Source organism: Natronorubrum tibetense GA33 (assembly GCF_000383975.1).
Lineage (GTDB): Archaea > Halobacteriota > Halobacteria > Halobacteriales > Natrialbaceae > Natronorubrum > Natronorubrum tibetense.
Window position 1 is genome coordinate 3323655 of the sequence record NZ_KB913017.1, and the last position, 21782, is coordinate 3345436.

Sequence of the window (21782 nt, forward strand, 5' to 3'; positions counted from 1 at the left end):
TCAGAGAGTTACATGTTCACCGTATAATTCGACGAGATGAAGCCCCTCCCAAAGTCGCAGATTCTCCGGTTTACTGAGAAGGCGATCCATCTGGCACGTCGAGCTGTCTCTCAATACTCCTCAAAGTTCTCCAAACACCGTTACACACTTCCGCAGCACGTTGTTCTGCTGTGTCTCAAAGTTCGGAAGAACACGACCTATCGTGGTCTGCTTGATGAACTGATTGAGATGCCACGCATCCGTCGTGTTCTCGGGCTAACCGAGCTTCCTACTGCTTCAACGCTCTGTAAGGCGTTCAACCGGCTTGATATGGCTGTGTGGCGTATCATTTTGACTCTCTCAGCGACGTTACTTCCGACAAGCGGAGTTGTTGGTGTTGATGCGTCAGGGTTCGACCGTAGTCACGCTTCGAAACACTACACGAAACGTGCTGAACTCACGATTCAGCAGCTCAAGGTGACGTTGCTGGTCGATGCGAAAGTGAACGCAATTCTCGATCTACACGTGACGACGACTCGAAAACACGATAGCCAGATCGCTCCGTCGTTGATCAAGCGCAACCCCGAGTGTATCGATATTCTCCTCGGAGACAAAGGCTACGACGATCAGAAAATCAGACGGCTCGCCCGGCAACACGAGGTTCGGCCACTGATTAAGCATCGTGAGTTCACATCACTCCACAAGGCATGGAACGCACGCTTAGACGCTGATCTCTACGGACAACGGAGTCAATCCGAGACTGTGAACTCAACGCTCAAGCGAAAGTACGGTGCGTTCGTCCGCTCACGACGATGGTGGAAACAGTTCCGTGAACTCACCATTGCTTGTCTCATTCATAATGTAGATCGATCACTCTGAGCGGTCAATACAGGGGGCTCAAGCTGAAGTGGCATATCCATCGGCAAACATCAAGATGGTTAATATGACAATTGGAACGATGAGCATCATTATCCCGTCGTTAGGAAATTGCCAAACCGCAGCAGGAACGCCAATAAAAGCAGAAATAGCACAGAATACGAGGAACCGCCGATCAGTAAGTGTACTCATACTTACGGATGGAGAGTAGTAACAATAATAAAACTTATGATGGGATGGTTAATCCGGTCAGCACGCAGCTCTCATTGACCGATTGGTTCAGGCGAAAATATATCTGAAGAATAGGATTTCAACAGAGCCGATAGTTTCTATATTCCGGTTGCTGAATCCGACTGGCAATAAGGTATTTGTACTGACAGCACTGAGTTAGCTAGTGAAACACAAACGCTGGGCGCAGATAGCACCCACCGCAGAATGAACCACCACGCTCGGTAGACTTCAGAATATACGCACGGTAACACAAGAACATGAGACGAATTGACAAGCTAGCTGATGAGAAGACGTCGACAGTAGATGATTCTGAGCAGTTCTACGATGAGCGATTAATCGCCTATACTCGTGATGAGTGGCCGTCACGAATCGATAGAGCGGCGCTTGACGTGCTCATGCTGGAAGTTGCGATTGGGTCTGAAGAAACGAGTAATGACATCGGCGGAACGATCGGGAAACTGAATTTCGGCGATGCGACCGGGAAGTACTATGCGAAGGGGCTCACCGAGTTAGCAGACGACCAGTCCGACCTGCCGGGCCTAGTCAAGCAGTACAAGCGAGAGAACGGGGCTGATTCGGTGGGGGACCTCGCGTTTCGGTTGAATGAGCTTCGGTACGAGTTGGAGAAACACCTGGATTCGGAGAGTGAGATTCGGAATCTAAATCGGGCTGTTGAGGCGTTAATTGACAAGTTGGCTACGACGTCAATGTCGGAGAACGTGACTCGGCAAGCACTGCGGGACCCGGAGTCCATCACGGATGCAATGATGCAGCTCTTTTCTGACCCTGCTATCGCCGAGTATGCGGACGTGTTGACGGAAACGATGGATGTGGTCGCTCAGAATGAATCGTTCCTTGAGCGGCTTGACGCGCCGCACATGACGACGCCACTGTGGGAACACCAACGTGACGCGCTCGGCGAGTGGGTCAACCATGGCTGTAAAGGGTACGTCGATATGGCGACAGCGACGGGAAAGACTGTGCTCGGGTTAGCTGCTGTTGCGCTTCTCTACGGGGAACTCCACCCAGATGATACAGCGCAGATATTTACGAGCGCCACTGCAGAGACCGCGCAGCAATCACTTATTGACGAGCTCTCGGTTGATTCAGATGATGAGCATGCTCGAGTGCTCGTCGTTGCTGGACAGGAACTGATTCTTGAGCAGTGGCAGAGTGAGTTCGACGAGCACCTAAATATTCCACGGGAACGTACGCAGACGAAGGGGCGGACGATGAAGTTTACGTGGGGGTCGATCGAGTTCCGGACAGCGCCTGACTTGCTTCAGATGGACACGTTAGGCGGGTATGATCTCGTCGTGCTGGACGAAGCACATCAGTACTCTCATGGGGGGCGAAGTGGCGGGTGGCAGCCGGTCTTGGAAGAATTAGCACAAAAGAGCGATGCGATCCTCGCTATGTCCGGGTCGATCGACACTTCGTGGCAAGGCGACTCTGCGGTGAAACGCGTGTTAGAAGAGCACCTACACGAGTGTAAGCGCTTCTCCGTTGACGAAGCCAGAGACGCTGGTGTTGTCGCTGATTTCGAGTGGGATGTGTATTACGCTCACGCAGCTGATTCAGCGTCCCAAGACGGAGTGATTGAATCGACAACTTCGATCAGGAAGGTGTACGACCCGGAGCAGCACAAGATTCGCGTTGATAAGCTCGACGGTGATGTGCCGTCGAACACGCCGTCAGGATTTGAAACGCTGACGGATCTGCGTTCGTTCAGTCAGTCGAAAGAAGGGGCAGACGCTCGAGACGCGTCAGATGCGTTCGATAGACTCGCTACTGACGCGTTCACGCGACGGCCGAAACGGTGGCAGTTGCATCCACCGATCCAGACGCTAGTCGAGTTGATTGGTCGACACGCGCCTGAACAGCAGTGTGTGGTGCTCGTCCAGAGTTACGAGCAGGCCGATCAAATCGGTGACGTGCTCGAGGATCGCTACGGCGAGGATCTCGTTCTTGTTCCAGAAAGCGGGGCTTCGGAGCAGTTTGCAGAAATCACTTCGTTTAAGCAGAAGGACCGTGGTATCATCGTCGGTCCTGCGAACGTTCTCGGGACGGGTGTAGACTTGCCGAACGCAGAGGTGGCGATCAATCTCTCGAAAGGGGGTGTCAACGCGTCGCTTATCCAACGTATCGGGCGTGTCTTGCGGAATCCTCACGGTACGAAAGAGGCGATGTTCTACCAGGTAGTGACGTTCCCGTCAGATCGACGCGGGTTGCTTCCCGGAGAAGACGGGCGTCGGTTGTTGCGACGTGCCAGTGAATTCCGGGCACTCGGCGCTCGCCTCCGGCAACTCCCAGGGTACGATGTTGCGGACGACCCGACGAGCGAAACGCTCGCAGTGCTCGAACAGCACGGTGTCGGTGGTGTTCTCCGAGATAACCGGTCGATCGACGAGATCGTGGAAGATGAGGTTGCGCAAGCGTTCCTCCGCGAACTATGCGATCTGATCTCGACGAGTGAAGACGAGAACGCAGAACGGCCCGTTCTTCGAACCTTCAATGGGCATGTCCTTGACCGGCAGGCTCGCCCGGTGGCTGAAGCAGTGAAACAACATCCCCGCACAGCAGAATCGAATCTGGAACAAAATGGAACCTCGACAGGAAGCAAGTCTGAATCGACGTCTCAGTCTTCAGGATCTGCAGAAACGTCGGAACCGAGTATGAACACGCACGCTATTGAAATCGAAATTTCACCGGCACTCAATTACCTAGTCGAACAGGAACTGGAGACAGAATCGTACGCGTCAATCGACGAGTTCACGGACGAAGTCGTCGGCAAGTACGTTTCCTCAGAATTGGATGGTTCAGCCTCAGTGGTTGCATCTAACGATGATTTCGATGTGACTCTCCCGTCGGATATCGAACGGGTAATCGAGGAGAAGTACATTGGGAACGGAGCAGACTCAGTGCCGCAATTTATCGAGGAAGCAGTATACGCTTACCTCGATCTGGACACTGAACCGAAGACGGTGGCGGTAACCCTCGGAAGTGGCCTTTACCAGGTTTCCTCAACTGTTGCCGAGACTTCCGAAGGACATGAAACGGTTGATGAGATCGTCACCGAGGCAATCCGAAGTGAGTTTGTTCGATAACTGCTGAACAGCTAATCGTCGTTTTTGTCTTCATGGATGTTATCATCAACGTTCAGGTGTGCCAACTCCAAGTAACTGAGGTGGCCAATTAAGTGTTCTAACACCCTCTCAGGGGGGGAACGTCGACCGTGTCGCTGATCTTACCGCTCGTGAAATAAAGATAAAATCATTCATAATACTCCGAGATCCTGGACTCGTTAATCTGTCGGGAGGTTTTTCGACCTATGATTTTTGTTGTTCGGTTCACATCTCAACCGTATGTTCGACAAAATAACCGAGTTATTCCAGTCCGGACCAGACGTTCCTGATTTGATAGCGGTTCTCGACTTGGAAGAGTGGTATTTGAGCCTTGGCGATGGGCAGCGAGAAAAACTCCATCAGTACAGTACATCGGTTGGGATCGGGGTGACCTCATCTGGGGACGTTAATGAGTTCAACATGCTCGAACAAAGCGTATCAAGTACTTCTCAAACTGCGCAAAAGTACCTTCAAAACGTGGGGCAGACTGCAGCAACCGAAAAGGACTACGAGTTCGCTGAACAGGTTCTGCATGTAGCACTTGAGTTTGAAGATGGGTCGGCTTCAAGCACTCACTTCACGTACAATGAGCTGATCGATGTCTACTACAAGCAACGTGACGAGCGAGGTGATGCGATAGAGAGGTGTATCGAGTACTGTAAGAGAGATATTGAACTCGCCGATGACTTTATCGATGAATTTGGAGAAGTTCCGCGGATTCCCTCTTTCAAGCGTCTCGCTATTATTTACGAGAAGCAAGACCGTTACGAGGAGGCCCTTGATATCTGTGATCGGGCGCTTGAAATCGGCACCACGGATGGGACGAAAGGGGGATTTGAAGGACGGAAAGAACGAATTCGTAAGAAGATGAAAGACGGATAGAGGTGTATTGCTATTCACCCCTGTTGTCGAAGCCGTGTTCTGGGTGCCACTGTTCTCGAATCTCGTTCCAGCAGTTGCGGCAGAACCGGTTGGTCGTGTTTCCGTTGGTACGGTTAGGTGTCACTATGTCTTGGGCGGGAGTTTTTTCGTGGCAGTGCTGGCACGTGATTGTTGGTGGGCCGGTGTAGTTGTCCGGGATCCATGATGGAAGCGTTTGAGTAGCGATTGGTGAGTCAACTAGCCAGTTCGGCACGTCAGTTTGCGTGGCGAGGAGTGTGTCGCCGAGTTCTTCGATGCCGTCTTGTGTGACTCGGACGATACCGGACATGTACCCAGTATAGTTGACGAGGTACTCGTTGTCGGGTTTTGGGATGACTGTGATGCGGTTGATCCCGTCTCTGATAATGTGTGGTTCAGTATCGTTGTAGACGAGGGTAGTCGTTCGGTCAGAATCGCTCGGTGGCGAGTGGGACGTTCCTTTGCTGTGTTCGAGGATATTTTCTGATGAAATCCCTAACATGAGTGTGAGTAGTGGTTCACAGGTCGTCGTGTGAGTATGCGTTCCCGTCGCTGTCGTACACGACGTAATCGGCGAACTCCGTTTCAGGAGGCATTGAGACGTCGTCGAGTGAATCGTACTCTGCGAGTTTCGTGAGCGCTTCTCCTGGTGGTTTCATCATGCTTATTTTGATGAGGGCGTACCCATCATCGGGATACACCGATTGGCGTTCCTTTCTACCGGCCTCGAACCCGGTTTTCTCACTACTCGTGGAGTTGTCCTGGGAAGTCATGAGTAGTAGTTTCTCGTGAACATATTATTTCTATGGGCTATCAAGAAGGGGACACTGGGTGTGAACAGATCAAAAGACGGTCTAGTAAGATCAATACGGCGAGTCATAATTCTGAACTGGGTGGTGGCAGTGGGCCGATGGTATCATATTCTAGCAGTCAACACTAAAGTATACATGAATGACTGGATTTGTCTCGGAACTTCTTTCAGACAACTGCTTCTAAATGGAGAGTTTCCTGTATCGGTCAGATGCGGAATTGTTTCCCGAAAAATCAACCACTTGTGGTGTTAGAGGCTGATGAAAACCAATATATTACACACAACAGACACGTTTCTAGACCGCAAAAATATGGGTCGAACATCCCGTCGTAAAGATTATTTATCTGCCTTCAGCCAGGCTATTGCGTATGCACTCCGAGAAAATGTTGACGGGGTGATTCACACAGGCAATCTCTTCTGGACAAAAGATCCTTCAGAGGACATTATTGAGGCTAGCAAAAAGCCTCTGAATCGATTGGCAGAAGCAGAGATTCCGTTTTACCTGGTATACGGAAACAGGGATGAGAAGTTGGCAACTGACCTTCTGGACGAATTTCGAGAGGAAGGATTACTTCGCCCATTGACCTCAGAGTGGAACACCATCGGTGACGTCTCGGTTTGCGGCATCGACGTAACGACCGATCTGAGATCGACCGATCACCCGGAGATTAAACCACCGCGACCGCGGATCGCTTGCGCACATGAGGACGTCAAGGTCTCCACCCTCAACAGGGTCCTGGGTTCAGAAGTTGATGCGTTGCTTCTCGGCGATCAGAAGGGGCCGGTTGACCGCACGGAATCTGGCTGCCGAATTCTCTCTCCTGGTAGTCCCGAACGAGTGATAGGACAGTGGACGACTGAAACCGAAGCCGAGACCAGCACATGGAGGCAGCCGCGCCGCATCAACGTCTACACATTCTCCGAGGAGTCGATCTCCGTTGAGCCAAGTCAGATTGACGCTCGGGATTACGAGGGCATCGAAATTCGGACCGATTCACAAACGACCATGCAGGACATCGAGCGAAGACTGGATCAGCTTGATCTGAAAAATAAGGCGGCCTTGCTGATCCTGAGAGGCGAGAACAGCCCTGCGACCCCGTCACGAGACGCAATCCAGAACGAACTATCGGACCGGGCTGAAATCGCTCGTGTCTACGACCGACGGGACGATGTCGATGCTTCTGATGGCGCGTCGGGAGAATCCAATGGGACGACCAAGGCACCTCTTGACGCGGATGGTGGAACGAATTTCACTCCTGCCAAGGATACGAGGACAATCAAGTCCGTAGATATTACGCGCGATGATATCGACAAACTCGAGGTCGCCGACGGGAACTCTCCCGATTCCTCACATCTCGCGGTCAAATTCGAGCGGTTACAGGCGCAGATCGAGACTCTCTTCCAGAATGCACCGTGGTTTGAGTCGTTTGATTGGTCCGGCGACCCGGGCTCGCCGTACATCGGACCTCCTGACTCCAACGAATCGGACTATCTTTGGCTGGGTGTGTATCACGACTCGTACCGGTCACTCGGCACGCAGGCCAGTGCGCTTCAGTTCGAGTTCGGGATCGATACGAATTCCAATCGCGGATTCTTCGACCACAGCATAATCTGCGGACTGTATCTCGGGCCCTGGGTAAAGGAGTCGGTCACCGAGGATATCGCCGATCATCTCTGGGCACATCACGCGAATGTCGCCTCCTTTTTGACCACTCAGTCGGACTACATCCTCGTCACTGGTGACAAAACGTGGCAGACACTCACCCCGGATATCGTCACAAGACGAGCTGATCCCATTGCCCAGGGATTCGCTCTCACCCTCGACCTTTCGCTAGAAGATCTCTATGCATGCGATGACCTGGTTGAACTCGTGGGGCAGACAATCCTGGAAGTACTGCCACTGTACTACAAACTCGCCGGAGTGGACGGTCCCGACCAGATCCGAAGTATAGAATCGCTTCGAGAAGACCTCATGGCTCACGAAGACTCGACTCGTGATGCGGAGGGCAGGTCAACCACACAACCGACCGTAACCGATGCCGATGTCAATGTAGAGGCGACGGTTGAATCGATTGAAGCATACTCATCGATACTCGATTCTGATGATATCGAAAAGTCTCTTGATAATCTCACTGAACGGGGTGCGTCGCGTGACGAGGCGTTGCGGTACGTCCGACAATACGTCCTCGACATGGAACGTGGCGACGGCCTCTACGCGATTAACGGACTGGGTCCGGTTGCCGGCTACGTGCTTACTCAGGCCGGAATCACGACTCCCGAGGAACTGGCGTCGGCCTCGCTCGAGGAGGTGAAGGCGATCGACGGACTGGTCGAGGACCACGCGCAGAGAATCCTGAAAAATACTCGCAACGGGGAGCTGACACCGGCGGCTGTGGAGGCGAACAATGGCTCATCAGCTGCCACAGCCGACACTGCGTCCGAATCGGACGTCACCGTAGCTTCCGAGGCGACCGGTGGCGAGCCTCGAAGGGTGTGCAAGTCACGCGTCCATTCCGCTGATGCATCTCGGTCGCATACAACAGACGATCTGCCAGTCGCCACCTACAACGGGCAAGAGGTCCCGGCAAACCAGTTGTCCGAATGCTACGAAGCAATCCGCAGCGTTCGGAAGGTCCTTTCGACAGTCATGCAACTTCCGGGAACCACCATCGATCCCGATGATTTGACCGATCCCTGCGTTCAATATTACGTGCTACTCGAAGCATGCATCAGCGGCCATTCAAATCTTGATTTATCGGGATATGGCCAACAGCATCGGGATCGACTCTCGTTCAGAATCGTTGATTATCGCCATGCGTATGGCGATGGCGACTGGGTGACCAAATATCACACCATCGACGTTACATCGTATCGAGAAGAGACGCAAGACTGGCTCGAGGAAAAGACATATCTCGAGGACACACAGCGATTCGTTCGGCCGATACCGCCGGGGATCGAGCAGCCGCTCCCGGAGAGCGTCGGCTCAGTTGACGACCTCCGCTACGCGCTCGAGGTATTAAGCGAGTTCCCCGCTTATCCTCCCCTACCGATGGAGAACGGAGCCTCCGACCGTACAATACCGGTCGAAACGCTCTATACATCATTGTTCAGCCAAGTGGATGGTGCGCAGTTGATCGATGTTGAGACGCTTTCCAACCTAGGTTCGGCAAGTCCTGAACCGATCACGGGACCGGTAGCTGACGCGACGCCAACGTCGAAGGCCGACGCTGAATCGGTACTGCTCGATTACGGCAAACTCACGCACCTGTATAAACAGGTCGAACCGCCGACTCAGTCGCCCGTTCGACGTCCGCTGCCCGTCTTCGGCCTCGACTGGTACCGTTCGGCATCTGGTTCATTCGACGCCCTGCGGGATCTCGCGAAGCACGGTAAGGACGACCCGGTTTCGGTCTTTCGGCCGCGGCTGCGAGACATGGTGCATCGTCGATTCCTGCGTGATCGCTGGGAGTACGATTACATTACGGTTGTCCCGGGCCACGAGGCCGGAAGTTTGAGCTCGCAACTCGTTGAACTAGCGCAGGACTCCGTCCTCGAAACATCGACGATCTACTCACCGCTGCTGGAACGAACGGAAACGACGGAACGGCAGCGCGAGAAATCACGCGAGGAACGCAAAAAGGTCGCACGAAATCCGGAGGCAACATTGCGGGCCCGCGCCTCACTCGATGGAGAAAGCGTGATTCTATTCGACGATATCTGCACCTCCGGGAACTCACTACTGGCGGGAGCGCACCTGCTGCGTGAAGCCGGGGCCGGCCGCGTGGTCGGTCTGACCCTCGGGTTTACACCCGGCGAAGACGAGATGCGGACGAAAGAAATCAAGAAGCCCGATGCCTACGCATCGGATATCATCGCAGGGCTAGAATAATGGAAATAGACAATCTCGCCTCTCTAGTCGCATTAACGGATGTCGACGGAGTCGGTGATAAGCGCGCCCTCAAATTGTATCGAGCGGTCGAGACACCGGAGGAACTCTGGTCGAGTTCGTTAACCGCATTTGACGACTTTCACTATGTGGATGAAGAAACCCACACGCAGCTACAGAATTTGCCGGAGACCATCGACAACTACCGCGAGCGGTTCGATCGCTACAGGAACGATGGAATCAAGATCATCGGTATCGACGACGACCGGTACCCAGCATCATTACGGCGCAATCATGCACCGCTTGTCCTCTATGCGAAGGGAAATGTTGATCTGTTAAACGGGCCAGCAGTGAGCGTTTCCGGATCGCGCGAGACCAACGAAGCCGGGCAACACTGGACCCGTGAGATCGCGTGTGAGCTGGCCGCTGAAGGGTATACGATTGTCAGTGGCGGTGCTCGAGGCGCAGATACGGCGGCTCACGAAGGAGCCCTCGATGCGACTGGCGAAACGATTGTTGTCCTCGGGACGGGTGTAGATATCCCGTATCCAGAGGAGAACAAGGCTCTGTTTTCCGATATCGTCGATACGGGTGGCCTTCTACTCTCACACCAGCGACCGAATGCGGGACCGACTCGTCATTCATTCCTCAACCGCAACCCGACGATTTCTGCGTTGAGCCCTGGGATAATCGTCGTCGCTACCGATGGGACGGGCGGAACGATGGCCCAGTATGACATCGCTGTCGAACAGAATCGCCGAATATTCGTTCCCAAAGCTGATCGCGACATACGACCCGATAATGGCCTCAGAGAGTTGCGAACTGCCAAGGCGACGACGGTTGTCTCCTCGACTGCGTCGGTCGAAGCCAAACTTGTAGAAGCAGTTCCCGGTGACGAGGCAAAACCCGGTGATACGGACGGTTTCGAGGAACAGGCAAACCAAACGTGTCTGGATGACTGGGGGTGACTCTTTCTAGTCAAGCTGTTTCCCGAATCGGGAACTCGCAATTTTGCTTAGCGGACACTGGATAGGTTGTACCCGTCGGTGGGATGGTGGTAGTCGACGAGATCGGCCAGTGAACTCGAGGACGTACATCTCGACAGACTGAGTACAGTGGTGTCGTTTTCCGCTCATATGTGTGGCGTGTCCGACCAGATATTCTGTTTAAATTACCGTCGCCGTCTCGGATACTCTCGAGGACGTAGCGAATCCCCAGCAGAATTGCACAATCGCTCTTGTGTAGCACATTGTTTATGTAGAGCTGACTTGCGATTCTGTGGTGAACTGAGTAAGACTATAATCCGGTCGTTGGGCGATCAGACGGTCAGTTTCTGTTCCAACTCCTTTATCGAGAGCTGTATCAACAATCTTTTGCGGAAGAGCGTTGGTAATTATTTGAGCTCAGAATCAGCCTGTTGGTCTAAGTTGTCTCGCCAGTGATGTTCACCCGAATTTGGACTAATAGATGGGTACTGTTTGCCGTCAAGGTCGACCGGTGCCGACTCTAATCTATCAACGGTTTGTTCGGCTTGATCGTGTTTCTTTCTCACCGATGCTAGTATTGAATCAATCACCATCCCGTCACAGTCCCATTTCTCAGCCATCTCCTGCCTGTTTAATCCGGTTTCTTTCAACGAGACAATCTGTGCTTCCTCGTGAGAGAGAATGGTCCTCTGTTGGAGTTCTGCAAGACTTGGCCATATCCGTGCAACCGTGTCCACGGTGTTTTTTCGTACTCGTCCTGTGTCGGTCCAGGAGTACGATAACTCTGCTTTGCCCCACGCTCCGTCTTCTGTTCGAGTGATTGAAACCGTGTGATGTCCCATATCGTCTTCCCGGTAGGGGCTCTCGAAGTTCTGGAATTGGGCGTGCACTTCCTCTGGATCATCTGAAGGTCCGTTTTCAACGACGCTGGTAACGGGTCCTGAGATGCTTCCCTTTTTATTAAGTGAAACAGTTATCTCGTCTCCTTTCTCAACTGAGTGTAAAACTCCGAACTGGTTCTCAGGAGATTGCTTTTTGAGGGTATAATCCGACAGATAAGCCATTTTGTAATACTCCACACACAGAACTTGGAGATAAACATTATGGCCCCGTTTGACAGATTATATTGAATTAGCTTAATATTGGCCTGATTTTGAGATCATTTGTTCCATAGATGGGGATGAGTATCTGTTTGAGTCTTCTGGAGCTGTTCATCAGGCCGATTGAGGTCATCTGACTCAGCAGCTATCTTCTCGAGTTGGTGCATACGCTTCTCGTACTGAATCTCTTCGAAGAGACGTTCTGCGGCGGAGAATTGTTCTTTGCCAAACAGAGGAATGAATTCTCTTGTTATTGTCTGTACTGTTTGCAGATCAAGCTGTCGTGCGGGGAACGATTCTGGTGAAATGTTGTACTTTTCAAAGAATTGGTTACGGATATTATTGTATTCGGTTTCGTCAGCCTCCCGAAGTGCACTGAGACAAACGACTTCTTGTAACGGATAAAAATAATGTGAGTAGGCGGCCAGTGACTTGTAGTGTTCTGGTTCGTACCGCTTTCGAACCCATTGAACGAGTTCATCAATCGTTTTGAGGAGTTCTGGTAGCGAATCCTTCGGATGAAATGTCGGGACGTTGGTTAGTGAGTATCCTTGCGCCTGGAGGCTCCGAATGATACCATAGGGAGGGAGGTCAGGTACGCCATCGTGTTCCAGCACAAGGCGGTTGTTATCATGTTTAGCGAATCGGTATCTGTCGATTGCGTATCGAGAGACGAGAGAGCCAAAGAGATACTGTGAATCCTCTGGATTTGTCATCTCGATAGAGATTCCTTGATCGTCAACGGGTTCCTCCTTCTCTTCTTCCTCTTCTATAAAAAGAGCTTCTGGCAATTCAGACTTATCAACTCCGTCCCAGAGGTAGCTGTCTTCGCGAGGAAGGTAGACTGGACCTGTGACTGCATCAATATCATAGAGATACTTGAAAATCGACTCGTCAACATCGTCTTCCCACCACCTGAAGTTCTCTAAATTCGTCGCGAATTCCTCAATCACCTGATTAAATGCTTCTTCTGGAAGCTGGTGTTCGAACGAAGAGAAGAACGCAAATGTAGCGATACCACCTGCAAACTGACTGATACAGGCCTCCAACAGGGGATCTGCGTTGTTTGCGTGTTGCTCGAGAAATCGAGTTGCACTGATTAGGTGATCAAAGACGTATCGTCGGTTTGTCTCGGGCGTCGTTCGATCATGGTAACCGAAGCGTTTCAAAGCGCGACGGACGGGCCACGGAACTGACTCTGGATTGGAATTGTTATAGCTGCAGGTACGTCGTTCTTCATCTACTATTTCAAACCCGTATGTTCCGAGACGTTCGTCATCCCGCCTATGAAGAACATCAATTCGATTCGTTCCATATTGCGCTTCTCGGAGAGTAATCGTTATAGTCTCATCTGCATTTCCACGGGTCTCATCCTCACTCGGTATTTGGTCCTGATCGGTTACATAATCCGACCGCAGACCCCAATATCGAAGTGGAGTATCATATAGTGGTAGAGAGTATGTTTCCTTCCGAATCGAATCCATATCGGAAAAGACTCATTTTTGTATTAATTAGTTATCGGCCGCTTGGTAGCGAGTCTCCACCTCAGATGATACTCTCAATCGAGATGCACGGCACTGTCTAGTTCAGTACCGCCTCAGCTGGCGTCTTTCCATCGAGCGATTGATGCGGTCTTTGATGGTTGTAGTAATGCACAAATTGCTCAAGCCATTTACGGGGCACTCCGCCGACTGCCCACCCACGAGTTATGGAAACGGTCAACCCGAATTTTGATTTGCATAATGGTGCTAAACGCTTCCATCCATTCTGCGGCTAAACGAGATGGTCAGGAGATTCGACCAAGTGCCCACGTTGCCTGTTCCTGAACCTGTTCATCGGGGTCGTCTTTGAGCAGCCGTAACTGGTCAACTGGAACCGGCGCATCAGCGTTACCAATCAATGTACACGTGTTCGCCCGCACGGTCGAATTTGAATCGCTGAGAGCTGCGACCAATTGTTCGTGTTCATCACGGACTGCTTTGGGGTTCGCTTCGCCGGCACGAAGTAACGTAATTGAGGTGTGCACTCTAGTTTCGTCGTCGTCAGCAGTAAGAGACTCTGCCAGCTCCGGTGCAAGTTCGATAACGTCTTCGGGGTTCGACTGTGCAATATCGGCCAAGAGGCCAGCAGCGTTCGCACGAACCAACGCATCGTCGTTGGTAAGCAATTCACCGAGTGAATCAACGATATCACCGGCTGCGTCGGGGTAGGCCTGTGCGATTTCCCCGAGCGTCGAGAGCGCGTTCGTACGTAGATTTTCATCGGGCTCGTCGATACTATTGATTAGGATCTCGACTGCCGGGAGGAGTTCCTCGGGATATGCTTCGGCGACGTTCGAGAACGTATATAGCAGCCAGCGGCGAGTCTCCAAGGTCGCTGAATCAGCTGCCGACGCCATCGCAGGCACCGCATCTAGCACCCGTTTTGGAGCTACCTCAGCCACAATTCCGAAGCACTTCGCTATTTCCGCTGCTTGCTCCCGATCGGTAAGGAGATCTAATCGAGCCAGGAGCATAGTCTCGAAATCGTCGGCAACTGTCTCACGGACGTCTTCTCGCTCCCCGAAGACCATAGCGATGAATTCTAGTGCTGTGGCGGCCTCGACTTGGCCATTCTGAGATGCTTCGAGAACAACCTCAACATCTCCGAGCGGGATTTGCTCTGCGTTCTCATCGGCGATCGCCACTAACTCCGAAATTGCGGAATCCCAGACCGGGTCGGGTAGCTGTTCGAAAGAAATCGGGTGAAGTTCACGCAGAGCCGGGAGACGGATCGTGATTGGGGGGTTTCCGACAATCGGTTGGAATCGAAACACCGGGGGCCCATGGAGCGGTTTTGCCGATGGCCGTGTAATCTCGTTGTGGTAGCCGACCACCCGCTGTTCTTCGTTATCGTCCAAGTACGCAATTTCGAATAGGTACCCGACATCCAGGATGGTTTCGACTGTGGTTTCGGATTCAAAGCCTCCCGTCATCGCTTCTGTGGATAGCCACTTCCCGGATTCGTGGGTCGGTTCCTGGATATCTGGAAGCGAACGCAGCCCGGGAGCAACGACATCTTCCCACCATCTTTGCCGGAATTCGTATTCGAAACCCTTTGCTCTGGCCTGAACACCGTTACTCCCAAGCGGATGATTTTTCTCGGGTTCCAACGCTTCCACGATCTCGTCACGGGACACACCGCCGTGTTCGAGGATGTACCGGCGTGCAGCGGCAATAGCGAGCACACAGTCCTGACGCGGTGCTTTCATTGAAAAATCGACGTTCTCCAGAGCGAGCAGATCGGCATCGACCTCAAGCCGGCGCCTTCGCAAGTCCAGACTGAGTTGGTCACTCAGGACGTCCTGGTCGAATCTATCTTCGTACTGTGAGAGTGTTATCTGGCGGCTATCTCCAGTCCGGAACTCGGTGTTTCCTAATCGAATGCCGTGAGGGATTGCTTCGATCGGGAGTTCTTCCCTCCAGGCGGTAATCATCGCTTCTTGGATCGTGATGGAGTCCCCGTCGTCGGAAACCAGTTCTTTGTCTGGATCAAGACCGCCGCTCGCCGGGTCATAGAGGAACGCGTCAGCCCCGACGACATCATAGATCCCAAGCTCCCTTACAAGTCCGTTCCAGCGTCCCTCGATCGTCTCCTCGTCTTGGTCGTTCAGCAGCGCGATCAGATCTTGAATTAAGTCCGAGGTGAACTCCTTATTGAGCAGTCCCGCTTCTTCCAGCGCCTCGATATCGGGACTGGCAACCAGTTTCCGAACGCGATTTGTTATCTGCAGGGCCCGTTCTTGGCCTACTTCGTACTCCCGGTGCATCTTTGTTGCCATCGCACCTGCCCAATCACTCGCCCCCATAGAGAGGGCAAGCAGCCCGAGAACTATCATAGTAAGGTATATTTCGGCGCTGCTGGCATCTCAGTTCACTCGATTCGTTTACGGTCAAGATACGCGAATTGCTGGTCGAACTCGTCAATCTTCTTCTGATGATTTTCGCCGAAGGCCATCCGAAGGTCTGCTTTCGCGCGTTCAACGGAGCTCCGCTTGAACACAGCAAACATACCGCTGCCGGCGTTGAAGAACGGTTGTCTACGCTGAAGTCCGTTCCTGAATACGAGGCCGGTGACTGGCGAACAATCGCTCGAGAGCTTCAAGGTTTGGAGTACAAGATCGGCATTGACGATGTGTTAGATGCGTTCGCCTTAGCGCTCACTGCGTGTGCGCCTCACGATGAGTTCCAGCAGTTGCCATCGGATCCACCGGAAGATACGCGTGGATTACCGATGCAAATGGTGTACCGAAGCGAAACGCAGTTACGCTGAGAACTTAGCCTGTAGCTCTGCGTGAGACACGACGCGACTGGCCCGAAATCAGCGATCCATCTCAGGGGGTTTACTCATGTCGCTGTTAGCGGTCTCGATAGTCTCCTCAATGCTCTGCATCACCTGAGCCACAACCGGTGTCCGATCGGTCGTGGACACGGTCTTGCTCTGTTGATCGTAGTCGATGATCCCGTGCTCTGCAAGCACTGGGAGGTGCGTGTGATGGAGTCCGATCGCGGCTTTACGTCGAGTTGTCTGACCGACTGCGGTGGACTCTACACCGGCTTCGATCGCTGCGACTTGACGAGCGAGATCACGTGCGTGGACGGTCACTTCGTCGTTGGATTCCTCTCGTTGAACCTCGGAGAGGACGTCGAGGACAATGCGACGGCGTTCGGATTTGAGGACCTCCAAGAGATCGTCGAGTTCGTTACTCATGACTGCCCTCCGATGACCAAGTGTCGATAGTCGGTTGTGGGATCGATCTTGTGGATGGTTCGAGCTGCCGCACACTGCGGTGGGCGGATTGTCCGTCTTCGTTGAAGCCAAGAGGTTGCTCGTTGCCTGTCGGTCGGACAGAGTTATCACTCTTGACCTGCGTAGGGTTGATTGCTGTCATTGGTAGGCAGCGCGGCGTTCCGGCGTCCTACCGCCGGGCCCGTTTCGGGACGACCGCGCTATCTCTGGATGTGAGACTAATCATAAAAAGCGCTTGTATTTCTGAGTGCTAACTATACAACCATGGAAATTACCCATCGGGTTTCCAGAAGCTAGCACTGTTAAATCGGGTAAATCAGATCGACTGCGTAGGGTTCTTTGAATCATCCAATGCAGTTGGTTTGCTATCTGTTTTCCTTAGCTGCCGTATTTCATCAGGTTGAGTAGTTCTAAAGTATCAGTGTCGAAATAACTATTAATACTCTATGCCGTGAGAAATGCTACTCAGACTTCGCCCCTACTGCGGTTTTTGTTCGATTTAACAGTACCTCTTCGGCTATTACATAGGAGTCTAGACGTTTCAGAGAAAGAATTATGCGTGATTATTTTTACTATGTTTACGAATCGTTCGGGCTTTGATCTCAGCCCTCAAGCTTCTTGTAGGTCGCTCCGAGATCGTTTCAACTGAGCGATTACTGCGAGAGTTTCTGTAGCACTTCGTCGATAGTGTTGTATCGATTGTCAACGACGCGATGACTACTCTGGGGATAGGAACTGTACCCGAGTATCGTTTCGATTTCTTTGACTGGTTTTCTTATCGGTTGGAAATCGGTAACAGTGTATGCGAGTGTCGCAACTGAAGTTCTAAAGAAGGTCTCCGCCTGTGCTTCGGTTAGTCGATGTTTCTCACCGACCCTACCTACGCCAACGTACAATTGTTCATCATCGGCAATTCCTCGCTTGACCTTGTAGAACAGTAGGCCGTCACCTGGTTTCATCGTGTCATAGAGCTTCTGCCCCTTCTCATTGCTTTTTTGCGCCCAAAGTCGAGCGCCCTGTTGGGTAGAGAAATTGGCTTTGTCGAAGAGTGTATCAGTGGGTGGAGATGCGAGTAATTGTCCGTAATTCGGTTCGTCTACCGTGATTCTGAATAGGTCTTGTGTCATGGTGAATTAAGTTAGTTTTTAATTTCCAGATCATCTCGTGATTTGGATTGTTCTCTCGCTTTCTTTTTCCATTCGAATAATGGTAGAACAGATCCGACATCAGACTCGTTACCACTCGTCATAATCCATTCAGAACGTAATATTCTCTTTCTTAACTTAGTACCACAGGAGTTGCATTTGAAGAACTTTATAAATAAAATCGAGTTGAGTGTTACTGCAGCACTCTTTCCGCAGGTTGGGCAGGAACCGAAGATATCAGTTGCTTGTGTCCGACTATGCATCCTACCTCGAATTCTGTATCGTTTGAACTCTTGAATAGTTCCTGCAGTTGTCGGCTCTATTTTTTCAGTATTTTCGACACGAACTAATTCGAGATTTTGCCGTGCACCATCCTGTGTGATTCTCTCATCGTACATTGCTCCACATGAAGAGCACTGGAGAACTTTAGCTTCCTCTTTGGCAGTTATTTGTTCCCATCGAACTGTGAGATTTGCTTCAGTACAGTTGGGGCATCCCCCATAGAACTCGTTCAGTTCCTCATCAGCTGATTTATACATTCGACTCCAGAACCCTTTCTGAGGCCGGTGAGTCGTTGCTCCCATCCAACTGTGCCGTTTACCGTGACAGTCCTTGCAAAGCGTTGTGAGATTCTTGAGTTTGTGACTCCCTCCCTTGCTTTTCGGGACAATATGATGAGCATGAAGCTCACTATCACCCCTGGAACCGCCTTTTTCCCCGCAGTCTTGACACGTGTAGTTGTCCCTTTGATATATCTTCTTTCGCCGTTGGTTCCAGTCACTGGGATAACCAGCACCCATTAGAACTCACCCTCTTGTTTTGGGTCATCCTCACACCACGGGCAACTTCGATCATCCCTGGACGGTTTGTATTCTAAGTTGCACGTATCACATACGACGAGGTGATCAGCGGTATATGAGGTATACTCACTGCACAACACCGTTATTATTTCATCATTTTTCACCACTAGAATTGTTCTACTTGGTGGATGGAGCTTGGAAGTCCCACTATAGGAGATTCCACCAACGTGGTAGCCATGCAGCCATGCCTCAGTGAGACTGTGTGCGGTTCCGCGCTGAAGCCATCTGAGCTTCGCATGGTCTGTACCTGTCGGTAGATGAGCCCAATCTTCGGGCTGAATGTCACGCCCAAGATCATCGGTTCCCTCCCGGATTGTATTCGGTACAGACATCGACACTCTAATTATCTTCCTCGAGTTTTTGTTTCGCAGAGGAGACCCGTCCATTAATTGCCTGCCGGCTAACACCTCTTATTTCAGCCCAGTCTGACTGAGTCATTTGCGAGAGACCCCTAGATGACTCTTCCATCATCCAGTAGTCTATTGTGTCCGCACTCGATCCAAGATGATCTGTTAAGGATATAAGTTCTGCACGAGCAACTAGCCGCCCAATATCGACTGGAGAGATATTATCGATTCCTTCCTCACCATGGTTAAGGAACGTGTCGATTACTTGTCTTTCCGACCCCTCATTGATGATAGAACCTTCAATAACGCACATACCATTCGCCTGATATTCAACATCAATTTTTGACCGTACATTTTCAGCAATATGTTGTTCTACGGTTATTGCTCTTGCAGCCTCCCATGGTTCGGCTTCGGTTCCCGTCTGCGGGTTTGTGATTTGTGGAGTACCATACTCCCTCAATACACTGGTCATTTCTTCCAATTTTTCCCTATAGCGATCGTCCTCCTCAAGAATCAGATGTCCCTCCTCGTCTGTTGGACACCCAAATGAAGCAGGAACACTTCCAACGTCGAATAACTCTACAGTGATCTCCCCTATTTCACGAATAGCCCTCAATTGCCTTTGAATCGAACCCATATATTGACGTTATATTTCTAATATATAAGTCTTGCTGTATAACAGTAAATAATATATTTACACCTCAGGTTGAGGTATTGCTGAGATTGTGCGATAGACGAGACACAAGAGCTACCGACCTCGAAACCACTCGTGTTGACACCAGAGGTAACTGATGTTCGTTCTCGCATTCGATCGTGACTGGACAGTCGATGTGAACCCGCCGCCAGACCGATCGGCCGTCCCACTTGATTGGGTAACGTTCTGGGCGCACGACATTGAACACGAAGTGTGGGCGATTGGAAACCAGCAACTCGTCTACGAGGCTGGTATCCCGGGTGTTATCGAAGCTGTTGACCGGTATTACGGTGATCTCGACATCATCGGTGAACAAGATGAGTCCGGTGAGTACGATTTTTGGCCGTCACGGGAACGACGACTCGAACTACTGGCAGAACTTTTCCCCGACGCACGCAAACACATCGTTATCGGTGATAGCGACTGCAGCCACGTCGACGGGTGGGAGCAGTACACCGCCTGGGAATTCCGTGAGGCAGTCACGACAGGTTCGCTGAGCGCGTTTTTCCACCCGCCATCTATTGACTCCGACACAATCAGCGATACGAGTTCAGATCACGTCGAAACGATCCGCCAGCAACTCCGAACCGCCAGCGAAGCCCAAATCACCGTCAGCGGCAGTGAAGAAGACGCGTTCCGAACCGCGTCGTGGAAAAAACCGCGTCCAACCGCACTTCCGGTCGACGCACCAGCAACACTCGACTTTACTACAACCGCTGGCGACACACGGCGCATCCAACTTCCAGACATCACTGATGTCACTGTCCTCGAGGAGCAACCTGAGTCCGAGCGCGAACACGAAGACAACTCCAAACCCACAGCCGACATCGAACTGCCGGACACCGGACTGATGCTGCGACGCGTCGAGCGGGCCACGTACCTGACAACCGCTCAACGAGTCGAATTCACGATCGATGTCCTCAAAACTGCCACGAAACTCTCCGCTCTCCCGAAAAAACTGATGGGCGAGTTCAACCGCGCTATCGACGATGTCCCCGACGGCACGTCTCCCGTGGATAAGGCATCGTCCTACGCCGCACGACACCCCTCACACCTGCAAAACCACGTCAGCGATCTGAGCCGCCTTACTGGTGTCACCGATACTGGGGCGAGCAGACACGCAACCTGGTGCCTGATGGAACTCGCCGAGAAAACACCAGAACCTGTGATCGACGCCGTCCCAGCACTCACGACCGCACTCACAACCGACGACGAACCCACACGTACGTACGCAACGTATGCACTCACCTGCATCTCGAACCAATACCCGGAAGAACTCTTACCTGCGCTCGATACGCTGATCAACCAGCTTGACAACGAGAACCAAACGATTCGAACCAACACGCACTCTGCCGTCGGTCATATCGTCAACGGCTACCCTGATACAGCGGTCGCACATACCGACTCGATCGCAACACTCCTCGAAAGCGACACAAAGCGAGTTCGAAACAACGCCACGGGATTACTCGCAGATATCGCCCAAGAACATCCAGATCGTATCATTGAGTACGCTGACGACCTCGCAGCACGACTCACCGATCCAAACATCCAGGCCCGAATCAACGCCTCGATCGCACTTCTCCGAGCTGGAGAAGCGAATCCAGAGGCCGTCCGGAACCACCACCGGCAACTCGAAAAAGCACTCGACGATTCCAGCCCTGAAATGCGAGCAAACGCCTGTGTACTCGTTACGAATACTGACGCTCCAGTTTCAATAGAGATACTCCAAGAGCTTCGTGCAAACGATCCTGACGAGACTGTGAGAGATCACGCGGCGATGGCAATCAGAAGACGAGACAACAGTCCATAACAGCATTTCACCTCAATAGCACTCAGGAAAAGGTGTCAAAACCGGCGATCGGATCATCATCGGCTCGTCGGTTCCATCTTTCAAAAACGAGAAAAAGGGGTCTTGGAACAACGTATCGGAACGGCCTATCGGGATGTCGCTCACGCGCTATTGTGGAATGAGTTCCCAGAACACCGGACGGATCTCACGAACGTATTGTGTGGTGTAGATTTTTTGTGAGGGCGCGATAGCGCTGTGAAAGTTC

At 51.9% G+C, this 21782-nt stretch carries 17 protein-coding genes and 2 pseudogenes; 7 read left to right on the forward strand and 12 right to left on the reverse strand.

Going from position 1 to position 21782, the window contains the following annotated elements; all coding sequences use genetic code 11:
* The first annotated feature begins 36 nt into the window (after window positions 1-36).
* Window positions 37-858: an IS5 family transposase gene (locus NATTI_RS0117120; protein ID WP_006090804.1), complete on the forward strand. Its 822-nt coding sequence runs from the start codon at window positions 37-39 to the stop codon at window positions 856-858.
* Between the two features lie 18 nt (window positions 859-876).
* Here the strand turns inward: NATTI_RS0117120 and NATTI_RS26155 are convergent, their stop codons facing one another.
* Window positions 877-1047, reverse strand: coding sequence for a hypothetical protein (locus NATTI_RS26155; RefSeq protein ID WP_154658244.1), 171 nt, complete (start codon window positions 1045-1047; stop codon window positions 877-879).
* Window positions 1048-1343: 296 nt separating this feature from the next.
* Here NATTI_RS26155 and NATTI_RS0117125 point away from each other — a divergent pair, with 296 nt between their 5' ends.
* Window positions 1344-4193 (forward strand): DEAD/DEAH box helicase, encoded by a 2850-nt coding sequence (locus NATTI_RS0117125; RefSeq protein ID WP_006090805.1) that lies wholly within the window; start codon window positions 1344-1346, stop codon window positions 4191-4193.
* Between the two features lie 258 nt (window positions 4194-4451).
* Window positions 4452-5093, forward strand: a complete 642-nt coding sequence (locus tag NATTI_RS0117130) for a tetratricopeptide repeat protein (RefSeq protein WP_006090806.1) — start codon at window positions 4452-4454, stop codon at window positions 5091-5093.
* A gap of 10 nt (window positions 5094-5103) precedes the next feature.
* On the opposite strand, the gene NATTI_RS26160 is transcribed toward NATTI_RS0117130, so the two are convergent.
* Complete coding sequence (locus tag NATTI_RS26160; protein WP_152423953.1) at window positions 5104-5613, reverse strand: hypothetical protein; 510 nt, start codon at window positions 5611-5613, stop codon at window positions 5104-5106.
* A 16-nt stretch (window positions 5614-5629) separates the two neighbouring features.
* Complete coding sequence (locus tag NATTI_RS25035; protein ID WP_006090807.1) at window positions 5630-5884, reverse strand: hypothetical protein; 255 nt, start codon at window positions 5882-5884, stop codon at window positions 5630-5632.
* Window positions 5885-6181: 297 nt separating this feature from the next.
* On the opposite strand from NATTI_RS25035, the gene NATTI_RS0117140 reads away from it, so the two are divergent.
* Both NATTI_RS0117140 and NATTI_RS0117145 read left to right on the forward strand, forming a co-directional pair.
* A complete protein-coding gene (locus tag NATTI_RS0117140; RefSeq protein ID WP_019991989.1) occupies window positions 6182-9811 on the forward strand; it encodes a metallophosphoesterase in 3630 nt (1209 codons plus the stop codon).
* Window positions 9811-10776 carry a DNA-processing protein DprA gene (locus NATTI_RS0117145; protein ID WP_006090809.1) on the forward strand — a complete coding sequence of 322 codons (966 nt, stop codon included), beginning with the start codon at window positions 9811-9813 and terminating at the stop codon, window positions 10774-10776. The genes NATTI_RS0117140 and NATTI_RS0117145 overlap by 1 nt, the downstream gene beginning before the upstream one ends.
* Before the next feature lie 425 nt (window positions 10777-11201).
* On the opposite strand, the gene NATTI_RS27045 is transcribed toward NATTI_RS0117145, so the two are convergent.
* From NATTI_RS27045 to NATTI_RS0117160, 4 genes and pseudogenes are all read right to left on the reverse strand, one after another.
* Entirely contained in the window at window positions 11202-11873 is a 672-nt protein-coding gene (locus NATTI_RS27045) for a hypothetical protein (protein ID WP_241434340.1), read from the reverse strand.
* 80 nt (window positions 11874-11953) lie between these two features.
* Window positions 11954-13378 carry a hypothetical protein gene (locus NATTI_RS0117155; RefSeq protein WP_244879981.1) on the reverse strand — a complete coding sequence of 475 codons (1425 nt, stop codon included), beginning with the start codon at window positions 13376-13378 and terminating at the stop codon, window positions 11954-11956.
* Window positions 13379-13475: 97 nt separating this feature from the next.
* Window positions 13476-13629 (reverse strand): annotated as a pseudogene (locus tag NATTI_RS25510) (integrase core domain-containing protein); the annotation flags it as partial.
* A 51-nt stretch (window positions 13630-13680) separates the two neighbouring features.
* A complete protein-coding gene (locus NATTI_RS0117160; RefSeq protein ID WP_006090813.1) occupies window positions 13681-15771 on the reverse strand; it encodes a HEAT repeat domain-containing protein in 2091 nt (696 codons plus the stop codon).
* 68 nt (window positions 15772-15839) lie between these two features.
* On the opposite strand from NATTI_RS0117160, the gene NATTI_RS0117165 reads away from it, so the two are divergent.
* Complete coding sequence (locus NATTI_RS0117165) at window positions 15840-16205, forward strand: DUF429 domain-containing protein (RefSeq protein ID WP_241434341.1); 366 nt, start codon at window positions 15840-15842, stop codon at window positions 16203-16205.
* Between the two features lie 48 nt (window positions 16206-16253).
* Here NATTI_RS0117165 and NATTI_RS26165 read toward each other — a convergent pair whose 3' ends face one another.
* The 5 genes and pseudogenes from NATTI_RS26165 to NATTI_RS26170 all read right to left on the reverse strand — a co-directional run bounded on the left by NATTI_RS26165 (window position 16254) and on the right by NATTI_RS26170 (window position 19671).
* A complete protein-coding gene (locus NATTI_RS26165; RefSeq protein WP_152423954.1) occupies window positions 16254-16643 on the reverse strand; it encodes a DUF7344 domain-containing protein in 390 nt (129 codons plus the stop codon).
* A gap of 692 nt (window positions 16644-17335) precedes the next feature.
* Window positions 17336-17809, reverse strand: coding sequence for an EVE domain-containing protein (locus NATTI_RS0117180; RefSeq protein WP_006090816.1), 474 nt, complete (start codon window positions 17807-17809; stop codon window positions 17336-17338).
* Between the two features lie 11 nt (window positions 17810-17820).
* Window positions 17821-18366, reverse strand: coding sequence for a hypothetical protein (locus tag NATTI_RS25515; RefSeq protein WP_241434354.1), 546 nt, complete (start codon window positions 18364-18366; stop codon window positions 17821-17823).
* Window positions 18367-18474: 108 nt separating this feature from the next.
* Window positions 18475-18627 (reverse strand): annotated as a pseudogene (locus tag NATTI_RS27050) (HNH endonuclease); the annotation flags it as partial.
* A gap of 399 nt (window positions 18628-19026) precedes the next feature.
* Window positions 19027-19671 carry a hypothetical protein gene (locus tag NATTI_RS26170; RefSeq protein WP_152423955.1) on the reverse strand — a complete coding sequence of 215 codons (645 nt, stop codon included), beginning with the start codon at window positions 19669-19671 and terminating at the stop codon, window positions 19027-19029.
* Window positions 19672-20578: 907 nt separating this feature from the next.
* Between NATTI_RS26170 and NATTI_RS27055 the strand changes: the two genes are divergently transcribed.
* A complete protein-coding gene (locus NATTI_RS27055; RefSeq protein ID WP_244879982.1) occupies window positions 20579-21538 on the forward strand; it encodes a HEAT repeat domain-containing protein in 960 nt (319 codons plus the stop codon).
* Window positions 21539-21782 lie beyond the last annotated feature (244 nt).